Origin of the sequence: Variovorax sp. RCC_210 (assembly GCF_041355175.1) — a bacterium.
GTDB lineage: Bacteria > Pseudomonadota > Gammaproteobacteria > Burkholderiales > Burkholderiaceae_C > Variovorax.
In genome coordinates, this window is the sequence record NZ_JBFUPJ010000001.1 from 919,227 (window position 1) to 940,866 (window position 21,640).

Consider the following 21,640-nt stretch of genomic DNA (forward strand, 5'->3'; position numbering starts at 1 on the left):
ATCCCGCAACCTGATCCGGATTCTTTGCCTACCCCATGAGTGCTCCCGTCATCACTACCGCCGATTCTCGGTTCGATCTTTCTCCCTTCGATGCTGCGCAGCCGTGCGGCCCGAGCCTCGAATACGACGCCGAGTATGCGGTTCTGCTCGCACGCATGGCGCCGCGTGCCGACGCGCAGTACGGCGAATTCGTCGGCCTGGCGGATGCGCCGAACTGGACCGACATCGAGCGCGACTGCCGGCGCCTGCTGACGAGGACCCGGGACATCAACGTGCTCGTCTGGCAGTGCCGTGCCCGCACACGGCTCGCCCAGGCGACAGGGTTCGCCCAGTGCGTTGCCGGGCTGGCGCAGGCGCTGCAAGCCTGGCCCGACGCGATCCACCCGCAGCTGGTTGTCGAGGGCGAGCGCGATCCCGCGGTGCGGGCGAATGCGCTGGCCGCGCTGGCCGATCCAGACGGGCTGCTGGGTGATGTGCGCGAGATCGTGGTGGCGACGAATGCCGCCCGGCACCTGACGGTGAGGGACGTCGAGCGCGCCCACGCCGTGCCCCGGCCGGCTGGCGCTTCCAGTCCGGAATCGGTGGCACTTCAACTGGACGAATTGCGGCGGTCGGCCCTGAGCGATGCCGAGCTGCCGGTGACAGCGCTTGCTGCAGCTTTGAAATCGGTGCGGGAGATTGATGCCTGGTGCGCACGCCATCTGGGCGACGACGCCCCTTCGCTCCAGACATTTCTGACGCTGCTGAAGCTGTTTGAACAGCCCGAATCGCTGGAGGATGCCGAACCCCGGGACCGCGTTGAACCCGTCGAGCCGGCGCAGCGGGCTTCCAGTTCTTCCCCGCGCTCGCGCGACGGCGTTCGCGACGACATCCGTGCAGCGCGCGAATGGTTCGAAACCCATGAGCCCAGCAGCCCCGTCGCGATCCTGCTCAGGCAGGCCGAGCGGATGGTCGGTCGGCGGTTTTCCGAGGTGGCGGACGCCATTCCGCTCGACCTGGTGCGCAAATGGGATGCAGGGGAGCCGACGTGATCTCGAGCCTCGCTTACGAATTGCCGATCATCTGCTTCGTCGTCGGCATGCTGGGCGTCGTGCTGGGTGCCTGGCTCTGCATGCGCGGCTACGAGGAGCGCTTCAAAGCGCAACGCAACGCCTTCGAGCTGGCCCGGCAAAAGGCCGAGCACGACTTGCAGCGCGCCTTGTCGTATGTTCCCCAGTGGATGCAGCAAGCGGTTCGCGTGGAATTCGAGTTGCTGGGCAGGCTGCAAACGGAGCGGTGGAAGGAGCTGGCGCAGGAACAGCAGCATTGGCAGTCGGGGCAGGAAGCGCTGCGTCGGCTCGAGTGGCAGGCCTTGCTGGCGGAGTGGCCCGGGCGGCGCAGCCCGGCACCGGGGCCCGCTGGGCCGGTGACCGCTGGCAGTACGGCGCCACCTGCGGCCCCTGCACCCACGCTTGTTCGCTCGCCAAGGCCAAGCCAGACACTTCGGTATGAACCGGAAGCCGAGCCTCATCCGGAACCGCGACGAGAGCCGGAGCACGCGGTCGTCCCCCAGCCGATCGAACGGGAATTGACCGACGAAGAAATCGACGCCTTGCCGCCCGATCTCCCGGCGCCCGCACCGCCACGCACCAGGAAATTACCAGCCCCCAAGGGCGCCGTGCTGCGCAATATATAAACGACCGGCTGCGAGCCGGTTTTTTTATATGCAATTCCGTTGTCGCACGCGCCGCAAGGCTCTTGATTTGTCGAATACGCGCCACCAAGTCTTTCTGCGCCGGCACGGTGCTTGCACGCTCTATAGAATCTTTTTCATGGCAACGAGAATTCCCAAGACTCCCAACACCCCACCGGCCCAGAAACCGGCCGGGGACGACGGAGATTCGGTCGTCCTGGAGCGCCGGCCGCAGAAAACTGCGCCGCCCCAGATGTACCAGGTGGTCATGCTGAACGACGACTACACCCCCATGGAGTTCGTGATCGTCGTTTTGCAGGAATATTTCAGCAAGGACCGCGAAACCGCGACCCAGATCATGCTCAAGATCCACCTCGATGGCCGCGGCGTCTGTGGGGTTTATTCCCGCGACATGGCGGCGACCAAGGTCAACCAGGTGATGGAAGCGGCCCAGCAAGCCGGGCATCCGCTGCAATGCGTCAGCGAACCGGTTGCATGAACCAGTTGAATTGCGCAAGCTCCAACCCATCTGAGAACTTATTTACAGCAAGGCAAAAGGAAATCACATGATTGCCCAGGAACTGGAAGTCAGCTTGCACATGGCCTTCGTCGAGGCCCGGCAGCAGCGCCACGAGTTCATCACCGTGGAGCACCTGCTGCTCGCTTTGCTGGACAACCCGAGCGCCGCGGAAGTTCTGCGCGCCTGCTCAGCCAACGTCGACGACCTGCGGGCGTCGCTCACCAACTTCATCAAGGACAACACGCCCCAAGTGGCGGGTACCGACGATGTAGACACCCAGCCCACCCTGGGTTTCCAGCGCGTGATCCAGCGCGCCATCATGCATGTGCAGTCCACCGGCAATGGCAAGAAGGAAGTCACCGGCGCCAACGTGCTGGTCGCGATCTTCGGTGAGAAGGACTCGCACGCTGTGTACTACCTGCACCAGCAGGGCGTCACCCGCCTCGACGTGGTCAATTTCATTGCCCACGGCATCAAGAAGAGCGATCCGCCGGAAGCCGTCAAGGGCGCGGGCGAAGCTCCCTCGGGCGAAGGCGAGGAGGGCGGCGGCGAACGCAACGAGAAGGCATCGCCGCTCGAGCAGTTCACCCAAAACCTCAACCAGCTTGCCAAGGACGGCAAGATCGATCCGCTGATCGGCCGCGAGTACGAGGTCGAGCGCGTGATCCAGATCCTGTGCCGCCGGCGCAAGAACAACCCGCTGCTGGTGGGCGAAGCCGGCGTCGGCAAGACGGCGATTGCCGAGGGCCTCGCCTGGCGCATCACGCAGAACGACGTGCCCGAGATCCTGGCCGAGGCGCAGGTCTACTCGCTCGACATGGGCGCGTTGCTGGCCGGCACCAAGTACCGCGGCGACTTCGAGCAGCGCCTGAAAGGCGTGCTCAAGTCGCTCAAGGACAAGCCGAACGCCATCCTGTTCATCGACGAAATCCACACCCTGATCGGTGCGGGCGCTGCCTCGGGCGGCACCCTGGACGCGTCGAACCTGCTGAAGCCGGCGCTCTCCAGCGGCCAACTGAAGTGCATCGGTGCCACCACGTTCACGGAATACCGCGGCATCTTCGAGAAGGACGCGGCCCTGTCGCGTCGTTTCCAGAAGGTCGACGTGGTCGAGCCGACGGTGCAGGAAACCGTCGACATCCTGAAGGGCCTGAAGTCGCGCTTCGAGGAACACCATGGCGTGAAGTACGCCGTGGCCGCCCTGCAGGCCGCGGCCGAGCTCAGCGCCAAGTACATCAATGACCGTCATTTGCCCGACAAGGCCATCGACGTCATCGACGAAGCCGGTGCCGCGCAACGCATCCTGCCGCCGAGCAAGCGCAAGAAGACCATCAGCAAGACCGAGGTCGAGGAAATCGTTGCGAAGATCGCGCGCATTCCCCCGGCCAACGTCAGCAACGACGACCGCGGCAAGCTGCAGACCATCGAGCGCGACCTGAAGAGCGTGGTGTTCGGCCAGGACAAGGCACTCGAAGTGCTGGCCTCCGCGGTCAAGATGGCGCGTTCGGGCCTGGGCAAGGGCGACAAGCCGATCGGCTCGTTCCTGTTCTCCGGTCCCACGGGCGTCGGCAAGACCGAAGCGGCGAAGCAGCTGGCCTACATCATGGGCATCGAGCTGATCCGCTTCGACATGTCGGAGTACATGGAGCGTCACGCGGTGAGCCGCCTGATCGGCGCGCCTCCGGGCTACGTCGGGTTCGACCAGGGCGGCCTGCTGACCGAAGCCGTCACGAAGAAGCCGCACTCGGTGCTGCTGCTCGACGAAATCGAGAAGGCGCACCCGGACATCTTCAACGTGCTGCTGCAGGTCATGGACCACGGCACGCTGACGGACAACAACGGACGCAAGGCCGACTTCCGCAACGTCATCATCATCATGACGACGAACGCGGGTGCCGAGACCATGAACAAGGCGACCATCGGCTTCACCAACCCGCGCCAGGCGGGCGACGAAATGGGCGACATCAAGCGCTTGTTCTCGCCTGAATTCCGCAACCGGCTGGACGCCATCGTCAACTTCAAGGCGCTGGACGAGAACATCATCCTGCGCGTGGTCGACAAGTTCCTGCTGCAGCTGGAAACCCAGCTCAGCGAGAAGAAGGTGGAAGTCACGTTCAGCGACAAGCTGCGCAAGCACCTGGCGAAGAAGGGCTTCGATCCGTTGATGGGCGCGCGCCCGATGCAGCGCCTGATCCAGGACACGATCCGTCGTGCACTGGCCGACGAACTGCTGTTCGGTCGCCTGACCGACGGTGGCCGCCTCGAAGTCGACCTCGACGACAAGGACGAAGTGCTGCTCGACATTCAGCCGCTTCCGAAGAAGGAAGGCAAGTCGAAGCCCGAAGCGGAAGAAGCCGCCACGGGCTGAAAGAGTCGGGCGGCGCGCGGCCGATGAGGCCGCCCCCTCGAAGGCGCCATCAAAGGCCGGTAGCATCGCGCTGCCGGCCTTTTTCTTTGGGCGGTACTCCTGTTTGTGCCTGTTCCTGCCTGTTCCTGCCTGCTCCTGCCTGCGCCTGCTTTCGGTTCCGTCTCCTTCGCCACGCCAGCTTCAACCGCCTCACCGCTTCCTCCGCCTTGATCCTCCCCGTCCTCAGCCCCGAATGGAAGACCGGCCTCTCCCTGGCCTGGAGCGGCTACATCGCCGTGCTGTCGATCTGGATCGTGATGCAAAAGCGCGCGCCCGTGTCCACCATGAGCTGGATCCTGTCGCTGGCGCTGCTGCCGTTCGCGGGCTTCGTCATCTATTACTTTCTCGGGCCGCAGCGCCTGCGCAAGCAGCGCATCAAGCGCCTGCGCAGCCGCGCCAGCGCCTTCGCCCAGGCCGATGTCGCGCGCCTGCGCGACGTGGCGCAGAACGCGCCGCCGGCGCTGCAGCAGATGGCCAGGCTGGGCACCGCGACCTGCGGGCTGCCGGTGTCGAGCGCGGTCGACGTCGAACTGCTCTCGGGCGGGGCGCGCACCTTCGACGCCATCTTCGAGGCCGTGCGCGCCGCGCAGGACCACATCCACCTCGAGTACTACATCTTCGAGCCCGACAAGATCGGCACCGCGTTGCGCGACCTGCTGGTCGAGCGCGCGCGGCAAGGCGTCACGGTGCGCCTGCTGATCGACGCGCTGGGTTCCAAGCGCATCGGCCGCAGGTTCATGGCGCCGCTGCACGAGGCGGGCGTGAAGGTGGCGCTGTTCCACGACACCAAGATCGGCCGCCGCCTGCGCCCGGTGACCAACTACCGCACGCACCGCAAGATCGTGGTGTGCGACGGCAGGGTGGGCTTCACGGGCGGCGTGAACATCACCGACGAGGAAGACAAGCGCACCAACCCCGACGCCTACCACGACGTGCACCTGCGCATCGAAGGCAGCGCGGTGCGCTGGCTGCAGACCACCTTCCTCGAAGACTGGACCTACGCCACCGGCGAAGACCCGCGCGGCATGGACGACACCCTGGGCGCCATGCTGCCGCAGCTGGAAGCGGGCGACATCCCGGTGCAGATCGTGACGAGCGGCCCCGACAACGCGCTCGAGGCCATCCACCGCATGCACGTGGAGGCCATTCATTCGGCCACCACGCGGGCCTGGCTCACCACGCCGTACTTCGTGCCCGGCGAGCCCGCGCTCATGGCGCTCACCAGCGCCGCTTTGCGCGGTGTCGACGTGCGGCTGCTGGTGCCGCGGCGCAGCGACTCGGCCATCGTCAGCGCCGCCGCGCGCTCGTACTACGACGAGCTCATCGCCGCCGGCGTGAAAGTCTGGGAGTACAAGGCGCGCATGCTGCATTCCAAGACCTTGGTGGTCGACGACCATTGCGCGATGATCGGCACCGCCAATTTCGACAACCGCAGCTTCCGCCTCAACTTCGAGGTGTGCGCGGTGGTCTATGGTCCCGAGCTGGCCCGGCCGCTGGCGGCGCAGTTCGAGACCGACCTGCACAGTGCCGGCGCGGTGCGCGCCCACCGGCCCCAAAGTTTCTGGCGTCGCCTTGGCGATGCGATTGCGCGTTTGTCTTCACCCTTGCTCTGAATGAACCACACCTTTCTCTGGCACGACTACGAAACCTTCGGCGCCGTGCCGCGCCGCGACCGGCCTTCGCAGTTCGCCGCCATCCGCACCGACGCCGACCTGAACGAAGTCGGCGAGCCGCTGATGGTCTATTGCAAGCCCGCGCCCGACTACCTGCCCAGCCCCGAGGCCTGCCTCATCACCGGCATCACGCCGCAGGTGTGCCTGGAGCGCGGCATTCCCGAGCACGAGTTCGCCGGCCACATCGAAAAAGCCTTCTCGCAGCCGGGCACCATCGGCGTGGGCTACAACACCATCCGCTTCGACGACGAGGTCACGCGCTTCCTGTTCTGGCGCAACCTGATCGACCCGTATGCGCGTGAATGGCAGAACGACTGCGGCCGCTGGGACCTGCTCGACGTGGTGCGGCTCACCTATGCGCTGCGCCCCGACGGCATCCAGTGGCCGAAGAAGGAAGACGGCAAGCCCAGCTTCAAGCTCGAAGACCTGGCGCGCGCCAACGGGCTGCTGCACGAGTCGGCGCACGACGCGCTGTCGGACGTGCGCGCCACCATCGCGCTGGCCCGGCTCATTCGCGACAAGCAGCCCAAGCTGTTCGACTTTGCCTTCGGCCTGCACAAGAAAGACCGCGTGGCCAGCGAGCTTGGCCTGCCCGCGATGCGCGAGACCGCCAAGCCCTTCCTGCACGTCTCGGGCATGTTCCCGGTCGAGCGTGGCTGCATCGCCGTGATGTGGCCGCTGGCCAGCCACCCGACCAACAAGAACGAGCTGCTCGCCTGGGACCTGGCGCACGACCCCAGCGAGCTGCGCGACCTCGACGCCGACACGCTGCGCCTGCGCCTGTTCACCCGCACCGCCGACCTGCCCGAAGGCGTGACCCGGCTGCCGGTGAAGGGCGTTCACCTGAACAAGTCGCCCATGGTGGTTGGCAACCTGCGCACCCTGGCACCGGCCATGGCCGAGCGCTGGAACATCGACCTGGACGCCGCCCTGCGCAACGCCGCCATCGCGCGCGACCTGCCCGACATGAGCGCCATCTGGTCGCAGGTGTACGCCCGCCCCAAGGAGGCCGCGCCCGATGTGGACGAAGACCTGTACGGCGGCTTCGTCGGCAACGGCGACCGTCGCCGGCTGAACCAGCTGCGCACGCTGTCGCCCGAAGAACTGGCCAAGGACCGCACCGGCTTCGACGACGGTCGGCTCGACGAAATTTTGTTCCGCTACCGCGCGCGCAACTGGCCCGAGCTGCTGAACGAAGACGAGACCGAGCGCTGGGAAGCGCTGCGCGTGGCGCGGCTCTTCAAGGGCGAGGGCGGGGCGCGCACCATCGAGATGCTGTTCAGCGAGGTCGATGCGCTGTCCGAAACGGCCGACGAGCGCGGCGAGGAAATTCTCGGCGCGCTCTACGAGTACGCCGAGGCCATCGCACCCGAAGCCTGATTCGGCCGTCTGCTGCTGCTACTGCTGCTGCCGGATGCTGCCGCCAGCCTCAGAGCTTGATGCCCGCGCCCTTCACCGTCGGCCCGAGCACGTCGACCTGGTCCTTCACGAAGCGGTTGAACATGACCACCGTCTCGGGCTGGGCCACGATGCCCAGCTCGGTCAGCTTCTTCTGGATCTCGGGCATCACCAGCACCTCGTTGCACGCGGTGTTGAGGTGCGCCACCACGTCGGGTGGCAATTTGGCCGGGCCGGAGAGGCCGAAGAAGTTCTCCAGCACCAGCTTCGGCTGATGCAGCTCCACCATGCTCGGCACGTCGGGCATCAGCGGTGAGCGCGCGGCGCCCGTCACAGCCAGCGGCACCAGCTGCCCGCTCTTGAAAAAGGGCACGTAGGCGGTGATCACGTCGATGCCGACCGGAATGGTGTTGGCGATCAGGTCGGTCGTCATGGGGGCGCCGCCGCGATAGGGCACGTGCACCATGTTGATTCCGGTGGTCTTCTTCAGCAGCTCGCCATGGATGTGGCCCACGGAGCCCGGCCCGCCGGAGCCGAAGTCGATGCGGCCTTCCTTGCGCCCCATGGCCTCGAATTCGGCATACGTCTTCAGGCCCGAGGCCTTGCTCGCCATGAGCACCAGCGGCGCGGCGCCCAGGTAGGCGACATGGCTGAAGCCCGCCACCGGGTCGTAGGGCTGCTTGTCGAGCGTGAAGGGGCCCAGGGCGATCGGGGTGGTGTTCGACAGCATCAGCGTGTAGCCGTCGGGCGCCGACGCGGCCACCTGCGCGCCGCCGATGGTGCCGCCCGCGCCCGGCCTGTTGTCGACGACCACGGGCTGGCCCAGCTTTTTCGCCAACTGCTCGGCCATCACGCGCGCCAGCACATCGCTGGAGCCGCCGGGCGGGAAGGTCACGACGATCTTGATCGCGTGGTCAGGCCATTGCGCAGGGGCTGCGAATGAAGGAAGGGCGGCCGCGGCGGCGCCGGCGGCCAGCAGTTGCAACGCGGCGCGGCGCGTGGGCCGCTGATCGGGAAGGTGGTGCATGGCGTTCTCCGCAGACGGGTAAGAACGAGGCTCTTAGCAGGAATCGGGCCGCAGACTTATGCTGCCCGCATGACAGCCGACACCGCCGCGCTCGCCGATTTCGCCACCCGCCACCGCAAGCTCTTCGTGCTCACCGGCGCGGGCTGCAGCACCGAATCGGGCATTCCCGACTACCGGGACGCCAAGGGCGAATGGAAGCGGCCTTCTCCCGTCACCTACCAGGCCTTCATGGGCGAAGACAGCACGCGCCGCCGCTACTGGGCCCGCAGCCTGATCGGCTGGCCGACCATGGCCGGCGCCCGGCCCGGTGCGGCGCACCGCGCGCTGGCGCAATTGGGGGCAGCGGGCCGCGTGGAGCTGCTGCTGACGCAGAACGTCGACGGACTGCACGAAGCCGCCGGCAGCCAGGGCGCCATCGACCTGCACGGACGCATCGATACCGTGCGCTGCATGGGCTGCGAGCGGCGCAGCACGCGCGCCGAGCTGCAACTGGCGCTGCGCGAACGCAACCCGCGCTGGGCCGCGCTCGAAGCCCGCGCCGCACCCGACGGCGATGCCGACCTCGAGGGCCACGACTTTTCCGCCTTCGACGTGCCCGCCTGCACCCATTGCGGCGGTCTGCTCAAGCCCGACGTGGTGTTCTTCGGCGAGAGCGTGCCCAAGGAGCGCGTGACCGCCGCCTTCGCGGCGTTGGAAGAGGCCGACGCGGTGCTCGTGGCCGGCTCGTCGCTGATGGTGTATTCGGGCTTTCGCTTCGTGCAGGCCGCCGCCGCCGCGGGCAAGCCGGTGGCGGCAGTGAACCTGGGGCGCACGCGCGCCGACGAGCTGCTGACGCTGAAGGTCGAACGCCCGGTGGGCGAGGCACTGGCCGAGCTGGCCAGCCAGCTGGCGAGCTAGCCGGTTCGGTCGCTAGCCGCAGTCTTCGATTTGTCCTTGGCCCGGCCCGCCGGCACGGCCGGCTGCACGTGCGCGATGAACGCCTCGGGCGACAGGCATCCGGCCCATCGCGCGTACGTGGCGTAGTCAGGCACATCGCCGCAGCCGATCTCATCCAGCACGCTTGCGAATGCCTCCGCGTGATCGGGGTGCCGCAGGCTGCGGGGCCGTACCGGCGTTGCGCCTGCCAATGCATCCTGCAACGGCGTGCGGTCGAGCTGCCCGATGCCCAGACCGCTGTCGGTGCCGCCGCCGATGGCGGCATCCGCAAGCCGGTGCCAGCCGAAGCCCCAGTAGAAAAAGGCCTGCCGGTCCTGCGCAGGCGCATTGCCGACGCCGCACGGAAAGTCGATGTCGCCAGCCACCAGCACCTTGCGGCCGACCACCGGAAAGTTGCCCCAGAAAAGCTGGTTGTCCATCATGGTCTGCGCCGGCAGCAGCGGCCAGACGGACAGCGCGTCGATGCCCGGCGCTGGCTCGCTCGACGCGCCGCCGAACAGGCGCACGACCAGCGGCACCGTCATCACGTGGTGCCAAGGATGCCCGTCCGGCACCAAGCCCGCCGCGCGGATCTCCTTCAGGCTGCCCAGCAGCAGGCCGAAGCCGTAGCGCGCGTCGTCGATGCGAAAGCGAAACACGTCGCCCGCGGCGTATTTCACTTGCTGGCGCGGGGCCGATTTCATCAGCGCGATGTCCTCGCGCAACCCGTCGGGCATGCCTTGCAGGCGCACGCGCAGGTAGTCGCGCAGCCCGGCGTGGTCGTGCAGGGCGTCGTCGTTCCAGAAGTCGATGGCGCGCATGTTCGCCGTGTTCAGCGCCGCAACGCTCGACTGCGTCAGCCGTTCGCCGATGAACGAGACCTGGAACCAGCGCCCGTTCGCGCGTTCCGCCACCAGCAGCACGGCCGCCGTGAGCTTGCGCTCCTTGCCGCGCGCGGTCTTGGGCAGCAGCCAGGCGCGCTCGCGGGTGGCAAGCGCCGTGTCGACTTCGAGGTAGCCGCCGGCGCTGGCGCGCAGGAACTTGCGCAGCGTGTCGCCTTCGAAGAAAGCCACGGTGTCCTTGAACAGCACGCGCTCCCAATGCGGCGGCACCGCGTCGAGGCCGACGCTTTCGCGCTCGGCGTTGGTGAGTTCGAACAGGGGCTCGGAGGCGTCGAGTGCGGTCTGCTTGGGCATAGCTTCGATCGGGGCTCGCTGATTCAAGGCTTGGCGACGTGGCCCGCCACACCCACGGAGCGAACGAACGCGTCCACCGCCGCCGTGTACACGCCCGGCTGGCCCAGTTCGGCATTGATCTGCGCGTGCGACAGGTCCTCGGGCAGCACCTCTGCGCGGCCACCGGTGGCAGCTACGCGCGCCGCGAACTGCTGCGCCTGCGTGCACGAACCGTCGCGACGTTGCGTGGAGCACACCAGCAGCATCGGCGGCGCGCCGGGCGCGAGCGCGTCGGTGGGCGACACGCTGCGCCAGAAGGCCGGGTCGCTGCCGAAGACGCGGTCGTAGAAGTTCAGGTGGCGGCGCTGCATCAGGCCGGCGGTGTCCAGTGCGGCGCTGTCGAGCGCGATGGCGCCTAGCCAGGGGCGCGCGCCTTGCTGCCGCGCGATGTCGGGCGATGCGCTGAGCAACGCGACCAGGTGCGCGCCGGCCGAATGGCCCATGAGCACCACGCGGGCCGCGTCGCCGCCCCACGAGGCCGCGTTCGCCTGCACGGCCGCGACGGCGCGCGCCACGTCCTGCGCCTGCTGCATCACGTCGACCCGCGGCACGAAGCGGTAACCCACCGACACCAGCACGAAGCCTTGCTCGCGCACCCAGTGCGCGACCTTGAGGTCCACCACGCCGGCGGCCTCCTTGTCGCCGAACATCTAGGCGCCGCCATGGACCATCACGAGCACGGGGGCGCCGCGAGCCTCAGTGGCGTGCTGGGCGGGCTTGGGCAGGTAGACGTCCATGCGCTGCGCGGCGTCGGGGCCGTAGGGCACGTCGGCGAGCCGTTGCACGTCGGCAACGGGCTGCGCGTCGGCCGGCGCGGGGGCGGTGAAGGCCAGGGTGAGCAGCAGCAGTGAGGTCGCGCACAGGCGCGGAAGAAGTCGCATGAAGAGGCCTTCGAAGGTCCGGACAGGCTGGCGATTCTCGCGCGCCAGCCGCCCGGCTTTTGGGGCTTTGGGGGCTTTTGGGGCCTCTTCGGTCTCCAGGCCTGGCCCTGGCCTTCAGGCCGCGCGCTTCAGCGCCGGCGCGTCCAGCTCGTAGTACGCCTGCCGTTCCTCGATGGCGTTCCAGCCGATGACTTCCTTGAACGCCGGCATCGTCGTCTGTCCGTTCGGCAGCCCGTCGACGTCGCCGGTGCGGCGCTCCGACAGCACCTGCAGGTTGGCCTGCAACGCGTGCACCGTGCTCATGAGCGCGACGATGGGGTAGGTCGCGAAGGCCGCCACCGACTCGATCTGCGCATGGCTCAGCCTGGCCATCCACAAGCCCTGCATCAGCTGCAGCGACAGGCGGCGGCCCGTGGCTTCCTTGAGCTTCACCAGGTCGTCGAAGCCCTTGAAGGTGCGCGAGATCGGCTGGATCAGGTCGGCACCGGCCTCGGCGTACTGGCAGGCGCGGTCGATGGCCTCCGACGGGTCGATGGCGTCGGTGCGCGCCACGATCAGGAAGTCGGGGTCCTGCCGGGCGTCCACCGCGGCGCGGATCTTCGCGACCGCGTCGCGCACCGGCACCAGCGGCATCGTGCTGGCCGCGGCCGGGCAGCGCTTGGGGCTGAACTGGTCTTCCAGGGAGATGGCGGCCACGCCCGTCTTCTCGAACTCGCGCACGGTGCGCGCGACGTTGATCACGTTGCCGTAGCCGGTGTCTGCGTCGGCAAAGATCGGCTTCTTCACGATGTTGGCGATGCGGTTCACCACGCCGACGTTTTCCGTCAGCGTGTACAGCTCCACGTCGGGCTGGCCCAGCAGCGAGGCCGAGATGCCGAAGCCGGTGGTGAAGATGCCGTCGAAGCCCGACTGGTCGACCAGCAGCGCCGAAAGCGCGTCCTGTGCGCCGGCCATCCAGAAGGTGGGGCCCGAGGTGATGCGCGCGCGCATCGTCTTGCGAAGGGAGGTTGTGGAAGTCATGCGAATTGTTCCTTGAATAGGGGGAGGGTCAGCGCTGCACGGGGTCGATGTACCCGCCGAGCGAAACGAACTTCTGCTCCTTGAGTTCCATCAGTGCCACGCCGGTCTGGCCGCGCCGCGCGTAGCCGCCGGCGCTCAGGGGCTGGAAGGAAATCTTCGGACCGATCTTCTGGTCGAAACCGCTCATGCCGTCCAGCGCGGCCACCACCTTGGCGCGGCTGGGTTCGTTGCCGGCGCGCTTGAGCGCCTCGACCGCCACGGCCGCGGCCGAGTAGCCCATGAGCGCCGTGGAGGAGGGCGCCGACTTCGGGTACAGCTTGGTGTAGCGCGCAAAGAACGCCTTGATGGCCGGGTTGTCGCCTTCCACCGCGTCGTAGTAGGAAGCCACGTACAGCTTGGCCGGGCTCTTGCCCAGCAGCTCCACGAACTTGGGGTCGTTCAGGCCGCCGGCACCGAACACGGTCGGCTTCCAGCCGAGCTTTTCCGCGCCGCGGAAGAACAGCACCGCCTCCTGGCCGAGCGCATAGACGATCACGACATCGGGCTCGGCCTGCTTGAGCTTGAACACCTGCGAGGTGATGTCGGTGGCGAAGCGCTCGAAGCTCTGCGCCTCCACCAGCTTCAGCCCGTGCTTGTCGAGCTGCTTCATGGCGATGTCGTAGGCCGGCTTGCCCCAGCCGTCGTTCTGGTAAAGCATGGCGATCTTCTTGGCCTTGAGCTTCTCCACCGCGTAGTCGATGTAGGCGGCGGTCTCGGTCGATTGCGGCGAGGGCAGCACGTACAGCAGCTCGCGCGGCGGCGTGCTGGTCAGGTCGGAGATGCTCAGGGCGCCGATGGTCGGCACCTTGCGCGTGGAGCTGTACTCGTAGGCGCTGATGTTGGTGGCGTGGCCGATGTTGCCCACCATGGCCAGCACGTTGTCGCGCTCCACCAGCAGCTTGGCGTTGGCCACCGACTTCGCGGGCTTGAGCTCGTCGTCGTAGGTGATCAGCTTGAGCTTGCGGCCGTTCACGCCGCCTTGCTCGTTCACCATGTCGAAGTAGGTGCGAATGCCTTCGTCCACCGCCTTGCCCATGTAGGCCAGCGTGCCCGACATCGGCTGCGACGAGCCGAGCACGATCTCCTTGTCGAGCACGCCTTCGGCCTTGTTGTCGAAGGCGAAGGCCAGCGGCGGCAGGGCGGCTGCGAAGAGCAGCGCGGCGCCGGTGGCGAGCGCGGTGCGGCGGGGAGCGGAGTGGGTCATGGTCATGGGTGCGTCTCCTGTCATTGAGTGGGAAATCGGTGCCTGGCTCAGCCGCCCAGGTAGGCGCGGCGAATGTCTTCGTTGCCGGCCAGCTCGGCCGCCGGCCCGTGCATGACGACGCGGCCGGTCTCGATGACATAGCCTTCGTCGGAAATGTCCAGCGCAATGTCGGCGTCCTGCTCCACGATCAGGAGCGTGAGCCGCTCGCGGTCCCGGATGTCGCGCAGCGTCGAGAAGATGGCGTCCTTCATGATGGGCGCCACGCCCATCGAAGGCTCGTCGAGCATCAGCAGGCGGGGCTTGGCGAGCAGGCCGCGCGCAATGGCCAGCATCTGCTGCTCGCCGCCCGACAGCGTGCCGGCGCGCGAGGTGATGCGCTCCTTCAGCCGCGGAAAGTAGCCCAGCACGCGGTCGATGTCCTCGCGCACCTCGCCGGCCGGGCGGGTGTAGCCGCCGAGCACCAGGTTTTCCTTCACCGAGAGCTGCGCGAACACCATGCGGCCCTGCGGCACATGCACCACGCCGCGGCGCACCAGTTGCTCCGCCGGCACGTTGGCGATGCTGCGGCCGTCGAAGACGGCGGTGCCCCCCGCCACCGGCAGCAGGCCCGAGAGCGCGCGCATCAGCGTGGTCTTGCCCGCGCCGTTGGCGCCCAGCACGCACACGATGCCCGCGGCCGGCACTTCGAGCGACACGCCGTGCAGCGCGCGGATCTTTCCGTAGGCCGCGCTCAGGTTGTCCACGCGCAGCAAGGGCTCGCCGCGCTTTGGGGGTTCAACGGCGTTTGCCACTCTTGCCTCCTCCGAGATAGGCCTCGACCACTGCCGGGTTCTGTTCGATTTCGCGCGGCGAGCCCTGCGCCAGGAAGGCGCCGTTGTGCATGACGGTGATGGTGTCCGAGATCGACATCACCAGCGGCATGCTGTGCTCGATGAGCAGCAGCGTGGCGCCCGTGGCTTGCTGCAGCCGGCGCAGCGTGTCGCCCAGCGCGTCGATCTCGCGGTTGTTCATGCCGGCGGCGGGTTCGTCCAGCAGCATCAGCACCGGCTCCAGCGCCATGGCGCGTGCCAGTTCCACCAGCTTCTGCGTGCCGTAGGGCAGGTCGCGCACCAGCGTGTGGGCGTGCGCGCCCAGCGCCAGGCTGTCGATGATCTGCTGCGTGCGCTCGCGTTGCTCGCGCTCCTCGCGGCGCTGGCGCGGCAGCCGCAGCAGCGCCTCGGCCAGCGTGCAGCGCATGGCGCCCGAGCGCGCGATGAGCACGTTGTCGAACACCGTGAGCTCGGAGAACAGCTCCAGGTTCTGGAAGGTGCGGGCAATGCCCAGGCGCGAGATCTGGTGCGCCTTGCACCTGAGCAGGTCGTGCTCGCCGGTGGCCGTGCGCAGGCGCATCGCACCCTTCTGCGGCGTGTAGAAGCGGCTGATGCAGTTCAGCATCGTGGTCTTGCCCGCGCCGTTCGGGCCGATCAGCGCGTGCACCGTGCCGGGCATCACGTCGAAGCCGACGTCCTGCACGGCGACGATGCCGCCGAAGCTCATGCGCACGTCCGACAGGGACAGCAGGGGCGCCGCGGCCGGGCTCGCCCGGGGCCGGGTCGCGACGGGCGCGCCGTCGATCAGCGCCCTCATCGCGGCACCTCGGTGCCGGCGGCGGCGTCCGCGCCGGGCAGCTTCTTGCGCTTGAGCAGGCTGGCCAGCCCGTCGGGCAGGAACATCAGCGCCAGGATCATCGCCACGCCGTACAGCGCGCGCTGGAACTGGTCGAAGCCGAAGTAGGTGAGCAGTTGCGGCGCGCCGATGACGAACACCGCACCCAGCACCGAGCCCATGATCGAGCCCAGCCCGCCCACGATCACCATCGACACGAAGCTGATCGACACCATGATGTTGAACAGCGACGGGTCGATGAAGCGCACCACTGGCGCATACAACGCGCCCGACAGCCCCGTGTAGAACGCGCACACGCCGAAGGCGATGAGCTTGAGCTTGGTGGCATTGAGCCCGAGCGCGCGCGAGGCCGTCTCGCTGCCCTTGAGGGCGAGGAAGCCGCGGCCGAAATGGCTTTGCGACAGGTTGCGCGCCACCCACAGCGCCGCGCCCAGCACCACGGCCACGAACAGGTGGTAGGCCCGCTCGTCGAGCGCAAAGCCGAACAGCGTGGGCCCGGGGGCGCCCATGCCGTTCTCGCCCCCCGTGAGCTCGCCGCCGGACTTGGCGATTTCCACCGAGATCATCACGAAGCCCAGCGTGGCGATGGCCAGGAACACCTCTTCCAGCCGCAGCACCGGCAGCGCCAGCAGCACGCCCACCACGGTGGCGATTGCCGCCGCGATGAGCATCGACAGCACCAGCGGCACGCCGAAGTGCGTCGTGAGAATGGCGCTGCCGTAGGCGCCGATGCCGAAGAACACCGCGCCGGCCATCGAGATCAGGTTGGTGTAGCCGGTGAGGATGTTGGTGCCGAAGGACGCGAGCGTGTAGATCAGCACCAGCGTGAAGATGTAGAGCACGTAGCCGCCCGGAACCAGCGGTGCGAGCACGAAGAGCGCGATGAACACCAGCGGCGCCAGCCAGGGCCGCGAATCGAAGATGCGTGTCATGGGGCTTTCCTCAGACTTTCTTGACCTGGCGCCGCGCCAGCAACCCGTGCGGCCGCAGGATCAGGATGGCCAGCATCACGATGAAAGGCACCGCGTCTTTCCACTCGGAAGACAGGTAGGCGCCGGTGAGGTTGGAGGTCACGCCGATGATCACGCCGCCCAGCAGCGCGCCAGGCATGCTGCCGATGCCGCCGAGCACCGCCGCCGCGAAGGCGAAGTGCAGGGCGCTTTGCATCATCGAGAAGTGCACGAAGGTCAGCGGCGCGATCAGCAGGCCGGCCGCCGCCGCGATGACATGCGACAGCGCCCAGGCCAGCGAATAGATGCGTTTGATGGGAATGCCCATGAGCCGCGCGGCGGTCGGGTTCTCCATGGTCGCCTGCATCGCGATGCCCAGCCGCGTGAAGCGGAAGAACGCGAACAGCGCGCCGGCCAGCACCGCGCACACGCCCACGATGCCCAGGTCGATGCCCGAGACGATCACGCCGCCCACGTCGATGGGCGCGGCCGGGAACACGCTCGGCAGCTCCTGCGTGTCCTTGCCCCAGATCCAGATGGCGAGGTCGCCGAAGATCAGGAACAGGCCCAGCGTGCAGATGGCCGACGACAGCAGCGCCTTGCCGATGAAGCGGCGGATGATGAAGCGCTCGATCAGCATGCCCAGCGCCGCGCCGAACAACAGCACCAGCGGCACCACCGCCCACATCGGCACGTCCAGCCGCACGAGGGTGTAGGCGGTGAAGGCCGAGAGCATGGCCGCCTCGCCGTGCGCGAAATTGAGGATGCCGGTCGCCTTGAACACCATCACGATGCCCAGGGCGATCAGCCCGTAGATGGCGCCCAGGGCGACGCCGCTCACGATCATCTGGAGCATGCGGTGCGCTCCGGGCTCAAGCGGGCAGCGGCGACTGCTCGCCTTGCTTCGCCAGCCGCGCCTTCAGGTAGGGAATGAAGCCGCCGGCCTCCAGCGTGCCGCGCTCCACCGACGACAGGCGCTCGAAGGGCAGCTGCTTGCCGCTGGCCATGTGCGTGACGGTGCTGGCGTTCCAGTCGACCTTCAGTTCGTCCCAGCGCGTGGTGAGTTCGCGGATGCCGGGGCAGGTCACGAGCGGAAAACCCATGCTGATCTCGCCGCGGAAGAAGCCCGGCGAGAACGACTCTGCAATCACGCCCGCCACGCCCAGGTGGCGCATGGCGCGCATGGCCGGGTAGTGCGGGTGGCCGTAGCCGAAGTTGTGGCCGCCCACCAGCAGGTCGCCCTTCTTCACCGACGTTGCAAAGTCAGGGTCGTAGCTCGTCATGGTGACCGCGGCGAGCTCGTGGATGTCGGTGATCTTGATGTTCTTGATGCCGACGATCAGGTCGATGTCGAAGTCGTCTTCCTGGAAGATCCAGGCCGCGCGGCCTTGCAGGTTGGGCATGCTCATGCTGCGCTCCCTTCGAGTGCCTCGGCCCTGGCCCTGGCGGCCTCGGCCAGGTAGGGGCGGGGGTCGGCAATGCAGCCTTCGAGCGCCGAGGCCGCCACCACCGCGGCGTTGCAGATGAAGATCTCCGAATCGGCGCTGCCCATGCGGCCCGGCGTGTTCAGCGTGCCGGTGGACACGGCACGCTGGCCGTCGGTCATGGTCGCGATGCGGCCGTAGCAGTAGTCGCAGCTCGACGAGCTGATGAAGGCGCCCGCGTCCACCAGCGTGGAAATCAGCCCTTCCTTCGCGGCCTGCGACATGATGGCCTGCGAGGTCGGCACCACGTGCAGCTGAAAGCCCTGCTTGATGCGGCGCCCGCGCAGCACGTCGGCCGCGGCGCGCAGGTCTTCGAGCCGGCCGCTGGCGCAGGAGCCGAGGTAGCCGGTGTGCACTTCGAGGCCCGCGTACTCGCTCAGGTCGCGCGTGTTCGCGGGGCTCGGTGGCGCCACGACGATGGGTGCGAGCGCGCTCACGTCGATGGTCACCTCGCGGTCGTACACCGCGTCGGCGTCGGGGTAGACCGGTTCGAGCGCGATCTTCGAGCGACCCTGCGCGTAGGCCAGCGTCTTCGCGTCCGGCGCGATCAGCATGGTGGTCGCGCCCAGGAACATGGCCTGGCCGCAGATGGTCTGGCGGCCTTCGATGCTCATGGCGTCGATCACCGGGCCGCACAGCTCCACCACCTTGAAGCGGCACGACGACGGGCCCAGCACGCGCACCATGTGGTGGAACACGTCGCGCGCCATCACGCCGGGCTGCAGGGTGCCGGTGAGTTCGATCTTCACCGTGCCCGGCACAGTGAGCGCCATGGTCTCGCTCACGAAGGTTTCCAGCACGCTCTTGCGCGCGCCCATGGCCAGCGTGCCGAAGGCGCCCAGCTGGCTCACGTGGCCGTCGAAGTGCACCGCGAAGGCACCCGGCGTGGCGTAGCCGAGCTCGGCCGACACCTGGTGGCCGATGCCTTCGCGCTCGTGCACCGGCACGCCCTGTTCCTTGCCCCAGGCGCGGGTCACCTTGTGCAGCTCTTCTTCCTTGGGCGCGGTGGCCGGGACCATGTGGTCGATGAATAGCACGAAGCGCTCGGGGCTGGGCACCTTGTCCACGCCGAACTCTTCACGGGCTTCCCTGAAGAACACGTCGGTGTAGCCGGGGAAGTCGTAGGCGATCACGAAGTCGGGCCGGGCCAGCACTTCTTCACCGGCTCGAACGCTGGCGCGCCCGGCCACGCGGGCCAGGATTTTCTCGGTCATCGTCTGGGGCATCTGCATTCCTTGGGTATCCACAATGTGGCGATATGCGTTGTCGTCTCCCATGAATTACAGACGGGCGGGTGTGGTGCTCCGGATAGGGTTGACCCTTAAATATCCACAATGTGGATGCAATATAAATCGACACCTAAGTGACAAGAGCAGGACGTTGAACATGGCAGGCAAGCAATCGCCACAAGGTGAGAACGCGCGCACCGGCACGCAGAGCATCGAGCGCGTGGTCGGCATGCTCCGCGTTGTGGCGTCGCGTGGCCGGCGCGGCATGCGCATCGGCGAAATAGCGGCCACCAGCGGACTGCCGCAGTCGACCTGCGCGCGCATGCTGGCGCGGCTGGAAATCGAAGGGCTGGTCGACCGCGACGTGGCCACGCGCAAGTACTTTCTCGGGCCGTTGCTGCACGAACTGGGGCTGCTCGCGCGGCCGCGCTACCGGCTCAGCGACCTGTGCGACGGCGCGCTGCACCGGCTGGCCGACCTGACGCAGGACACCCTCTACCTCAGCGAGCGCAGCGGCATGGAGGCGGTGTGCACCAACCGCGCGCTGGGCGACTTTCCCATCAAGGCGATGCCGCTGGACATCGGCATCCGGCGCCCGCTGGGCGTGGGCGCGGGGGGCCTGTCGATGCTCTGCGCCATGCCCGAGGCGGAGGCCGAAGCCATCATCCAGGCCAACGGCCACCGCTACGAGAAGTTCGCGTCTTTCACCGCCGACTTCTTGCGCGAGGCGGTGGCGCAGGGCCGTGCGCAGGGCTATTCGTTCCTGGACAGCGCGGTCACGCCGGGCACGGGCGCCATCGGCATGGCCTTTCCCAGGAACAACCCGGTGGGCGCGATCAGCATCGCGGCCATCTCCGGGCGGCTGGGGGCGGAACGCCGGGAGGACATGGCGCGGGAGCTGCGCCGCGAGGTGCGCAAGATCGAGGCGGCGCTGATGGGCACCGCGGGCGCGGCCGCGGCGGCGGCGGCCGGGGCCTTCGAGGAGGACTGATTCAGCCCTGGCGCTGCGGCGTCATCCAGCTCGTCGCGCCGTCCCGCCCCGCCAGGTGCAGGCTCGCCGTGGCCGCCGGCGTCTCGGCCAGCAGCCTGCCCTTGCGAAACACCTTGAGCCGCGTGGCGCGCAGGCGAATCGCCTCGACCGGGTCGCGCGCCTGCAGCAGCACGAAGCTCGCGTCGCAGCCGGCGGCCAGGCCGTAGCCTTCCAGGTGCATCACGCGCGCCGCGTTCGTCGTCACGGCCTCGAAGCACTGGCGAATGCCGGCCTGGCTGGTCATCTGCGCCACGTGCAGGCCCATGTGCGCCACTTCGAGCATGTCGCCCGAGCCCATGCCGTACCAGGGGTCCATCACGCAGTCGTGGCCGAAGGCGACGTTCACGCCGGCGGCCATCAGCTCGGGCACGCGCGTCATGCCGCGGCGCTTGGGGTAGGTGTCGTGGCGGCCCTGCAGCGTGATGTTGATGAGCGGGTTGGCAATGACGGCCACGCCGCTTTGCGCGATGAGCGGCAGCAGCTTGCTCACGTAGTAGTTGTCCATCGAGTGCATCGAGGTGCAGTGCGAGCCGGTGACGCGGCCCTGCAGGCCCAGGCGCTGCGCCTCGAAGGCCAGCGTCTCGATGTGGCGCGACAGCGGGTCGTCCGACTCGTCGCAGTGCATGTCGACCAGCTTGCCGCGCGCGGCCGCCATCTCGCACAGCAGCTTCACGCTGGCGGCGCCGTCGGCCATGGTGCGCTCGAAGTGCGGAATGCCGCCGACCACGTCCACGCCCCGGTCGAGCGCGCGCTCGATGTTGTCGACACCGCCGGGCGAGCGCAGCACGCCGTCCTGCGGAAACGCGACCAGCTGCAGGTCGAGGTAGGGCGCCACCTGGCGCTTGACCTCCAGCAGCGCATCGACCGCGAGCAGGCTCGGGTCGCTGGTGTCCACGTGCGTGCGCACCGCGAGCAGGCCCTTGGCCACGGCCCAGTCGCAGTAGGCCAGCGCGCGCTCGATGAGCGCATCGGCCGTCAGCAGCGGCTTCAGCTCGCCCCACAGCGCGATGCCCTCGAGCAGCGTGCCGCTCTGGTTGACGCGCGGCAGGCCGTAGCTGAGCGTGGCGTCCATGTGGAAGTGCGGGTCGACGAAGTGCGGCGCAACCAGCAGGCCCTGCGCGTCGATGGTCTCGTGCGCGGGCGCGGCCAGGTCTTCGGTGACCTCGGCGATGCGCCCGGCCTGCACGGCGATCGACATGCCGGTGCGGCCGTCGGGGAGGGTGGCGTGGGTGATGAGAAGGTCGAGCATCGTGGGGGTCTCGTTTGTTCGTGGAGCGGTCTTGGAGCTGGG

The 21,640-nt window shown here is 68.0% G+C and carries 21 protein-coding genes; 8 read left to right on the forward strand and 13 right to left on the reverse strand.

The genetic code is table 11. The features are described from left to right. Positions 1-35 precede the first annotated feature (35 nt). The 6 genes from AB6807_RS04505 to sbcB all read left to right on the forward strand — a co-directional run bounded on the left by AB6807_RS04505 (position 36) and on the right by sbcB (position 7,652). Positions 36-1,031 carry an ImpA family type VI secretion system protein gene (locus AB6807_RS04505; RefSeq protein WP_371083644.1) on the forward strand — a complete coding sequence of 332 codons (996 nt, stop codon included), beginning with the start codon at positions 36-38 and terminating at the stop codon, positions 1,029-1,031. Then, a complete protein-coding gene (locus AB6807_RS04510; protein ID WP_371083645.1) occupies positions 1,028-1,675 on the forward strand; it encodes a hypothetical protein in 648 nt (215 codons plus the stop codon). The genes AB6807_RS04505 and AB6807_RS04510 overlap by 4 nt, the downstream gene beginning before the upstream one ends. A 136-nt stretch (positions 1,676-1,811) precedes the next feature. Then, positions 1,812-2,171 carry an ATP-dependent Clp protease adapter ClpS gene (gene clpS / locus AB6807_RS04515; protein ID WP_070060554.1) on the forward strand — a complete coding sequence of 120 codons (360 nt, stop codon included), beginning with the start codon at positions 1,812-1,814 and terminating at the stop codon, positions 2,169-2,171. A 67-nt stretch (positions 2,172-2,238) separates the two neighbouring features. Continuing rightward, positions 2,239-4,560: an ATP-dependent Clp protease ATP-binding subunit ClpA gene (gene clpA / locus AB6807_RS04520; protein WP_116908970.1), complete on the forward strand. Its 2,322-nt coding sequence runs from the start codon at positions 2,239-2,241 to the stop codon at positions 4,558-4,560. A gap of 206 nt (positions 4,561-4,766) precedes the next feature. After that, a complete protein-coding gene (gene cls, locus AB6807_RS04525) occupies positions 4,767-6,212 on the forward strand; it encodes a cardiolipin synthase (protein ID WP_371083646.1) in 1,446 nt (481 codons plus the stop codon). Further along, positions 6,213-7,652, forward strand: coding sequence for an exodeoxyribonuclease I (gene sbcB / locus AB6807_RS04530; RefSeq protein WP_371083647.1), 1,440 nt, complete (start codon positions 6,213-6,215; stop codon positions 7,650-7,652). 49 nt (positions 7,653-7,701) lie between these two features. Here sbcB and AB6807_RS04535 read toward each other — a convergent pair whose 3' ends face one another. Continuing rightward, on the reverse strand, positions 7,702-8,697 hold the full coding sequence (locus AB6807_RS04535; protein WP_371083648.1) for a Bug family tripartite tricarboxylate transporter substrate binding protein: 996 nt from the start codon (positions 8,695-8,697) through the stop codon (positions 7,702-7,704). 69 nt (positions 8,698-8,766) lie between these two features. Between AB6807_RS04535 and AB6807_RS04540 the strand changes: the two genes are divergently transcribed. Beyond that, the gene (locus AB6807_RS04540) at positions 8,767-9,594 is read left to right on the forward strand and encodes an NAD-dependent protein deacetylase (RefSeq protein WP_371083649.1); all 828 of its coding nucleotides are present in this window, start codon (positions 8,767-8,769) and stop codon (positions 9,592-9,594) included. Here AB6807_RS04540 and AB6807_RS04545 read toward each other — a convergent pair. The 11 genes from AB6807_RS04545 to AB6807_RS04595 form a co-directional block, all read right to left on the reverse strand. After that, complete coding sequence (locus AB6807_RS04545) at positions 9,591-10,808, reverse strand: immunity 26/phosphotriesterase HocA family protein (protein ID WP_371083650.1); 1,218 nt, start codon at positions 10,806-10,808, stop codon at positions 9,591-9,593. The two genes, AB6807_RS04540 and AB6807_RS04545, sit on opposite strands and share 4 nt — an antisense overlap. 23 nt (positions 10,809-10,831) lie before the next feature. Then, a complete protein-coding gene (locus AB6807_RS04550) occupies positions 10,832-11,497 on the reverse strand; it encodes an alpha/beta hydrolase (RefSeq protein WP_371083651.1) in 666 nt (221 codons plus the stop codon). Then, complete coding sequence (locus tag AB6807_RS04555; RefSeq protein WP_371083652.1) at positions 11,498-11,728, reverse strand: hypothetical protein; 231 nt, start codon at positions 11,726-11,728, stop codon at positions 11,498-11,500. A 114-nt stretch (positions 11,729-11,842) separates the two neighbouring features. Next, entirely contained in the window at positions 11,843-12,748 is a 906-nt protein-coding gene (locus AB6807_RS04560; protein WP_116908977.1) for an oxaloacetate decarboxylase, read from the reverse strand. A gap of 28 nt (positions 12,749-12,776) precedes the next feature. After that, the gene (locus tag AB6807_RS04565; protein ID WP_371083653.1) at positions 12,777-13,997 is read right to left on the reverse strand and encodes an ABC transporter substrate-binding protein; all 1,221 of its coding nucleotides are present in this window, start codon (positions 13,995-13,997) and stop codon (positions 12,777-12,779) included. 41 nt (positions 13,998-14,038) lie between these two features. After that, positions 14,039-14,782, reverse strand: a complete 744-nt coding sequence (locus AB6807_RS04570; RefSeq protein ID WP_286512169.1) for an ABC transporter ATP-binding protein — start codon at positions 14,780-14,782, stop codon at positions 14,039-14,041. Further along, on the reverse strand, positions 14,766-15,617 hold the full coding sequence (locus AB6807_RS04575; RefSeq protein ID WP_371083654.1) for an ABC transporter ATP-binding protein: 852 nt from the start codon (positions 15,615-15,617) through the stop codon (positions 14,766-14,768). The genes AB6807_RS04570 and AB6807_RS04575 overlap by 17 nt, the downstream gene beginning before the upstream one ends. Beyond that, positions 15,614-16,588, reverse strand: a complete 975-nt coding sequence (locus tag AB6807_RS04580; RefSeq protein WP_116908980.1) for a branched-chain amino acid ABC transporter permease — start codon at positions 16,586-16,588, stop codon at positions 15,614-15,616. Before AB6807_RS04580 ends, AB6807_RS04575 begins: the two co-directional genes overlap by 4 nt. Before the next feature lie 10 nt (positions 16,589-16,598). Next, positions 16,599-17,462: a branched-chain amino acid ABC transporter permease gene (locus AB6807_RS04585; protein ID WP_371083655.1), complete on the reverse strand. Its 864-nt coding sequence runs from the start codon at positions 17,460-17,462 to the stop codon at positions 16,599-16,601. 16 nt (positions 17,463-17,478) lie between these two features. Continuing rightward, the gene (locus AB6807_RS04590; protein ID WP_371083656.1) at positions 17,479-18,015 is read right to left on the reverse strand and encodes a 3-isopropylmalate dehydratase; all 537 of its coding nucleotides are present in this window, start codon (positions 18,013-18,015) and stop codon (positions 17,479-17,481) included. Continuing rightward, on the reverse strand, positions 18,012-19,316 hold the full coding sequence (locus AB6807_RS04595) for an aconitase family protein (protein WP_371083657.1): 1,305 nt from the start codon (positions 19,314-19,316) through the stop codon (positions 18,012-18,014). The genes AB6807_RS04590 and AB6807_RS04595 overlap by 4 nt, the downstream gene beginning before the upstream one ends. Positions 19,317-19,476: 160 nt before the next feature. Here AB6807_RS04595 and AB6807_RS04600 point away from each other — a divergent pair, with 160 nt between their 5' ends. Next, positions 19,477-20,310 carry an IclR family transcriptional regulator gene (locus tag AB6807_RS04600; protein ID WP_116909109.1) on the forward strand — a complete coding sequence of 278 codons (834 nt, stop codon included), beginning with the start codon at positions 19,477-19,479 and terminating at the stop codon, positions 20,308-20,310. Between the two features lies 1 nt (position 20,311). Here AB6807_RS04600 and AB6807_RS04605 read toward each other — a convergent pair whose 3' ends face one another. Then, positions 20,312-21,598, reverse strand: a complete 1,287-nt coding sequence (locus AB6807_RS04605; RefSeq protein WP_371083658.1) for an amidohydrolase family protein — start codon at positions 21,596-21,598, stop codon at positions 20,312-20,314. Positions 21,599-21,640: the final 42 nt, after the last annotated feature.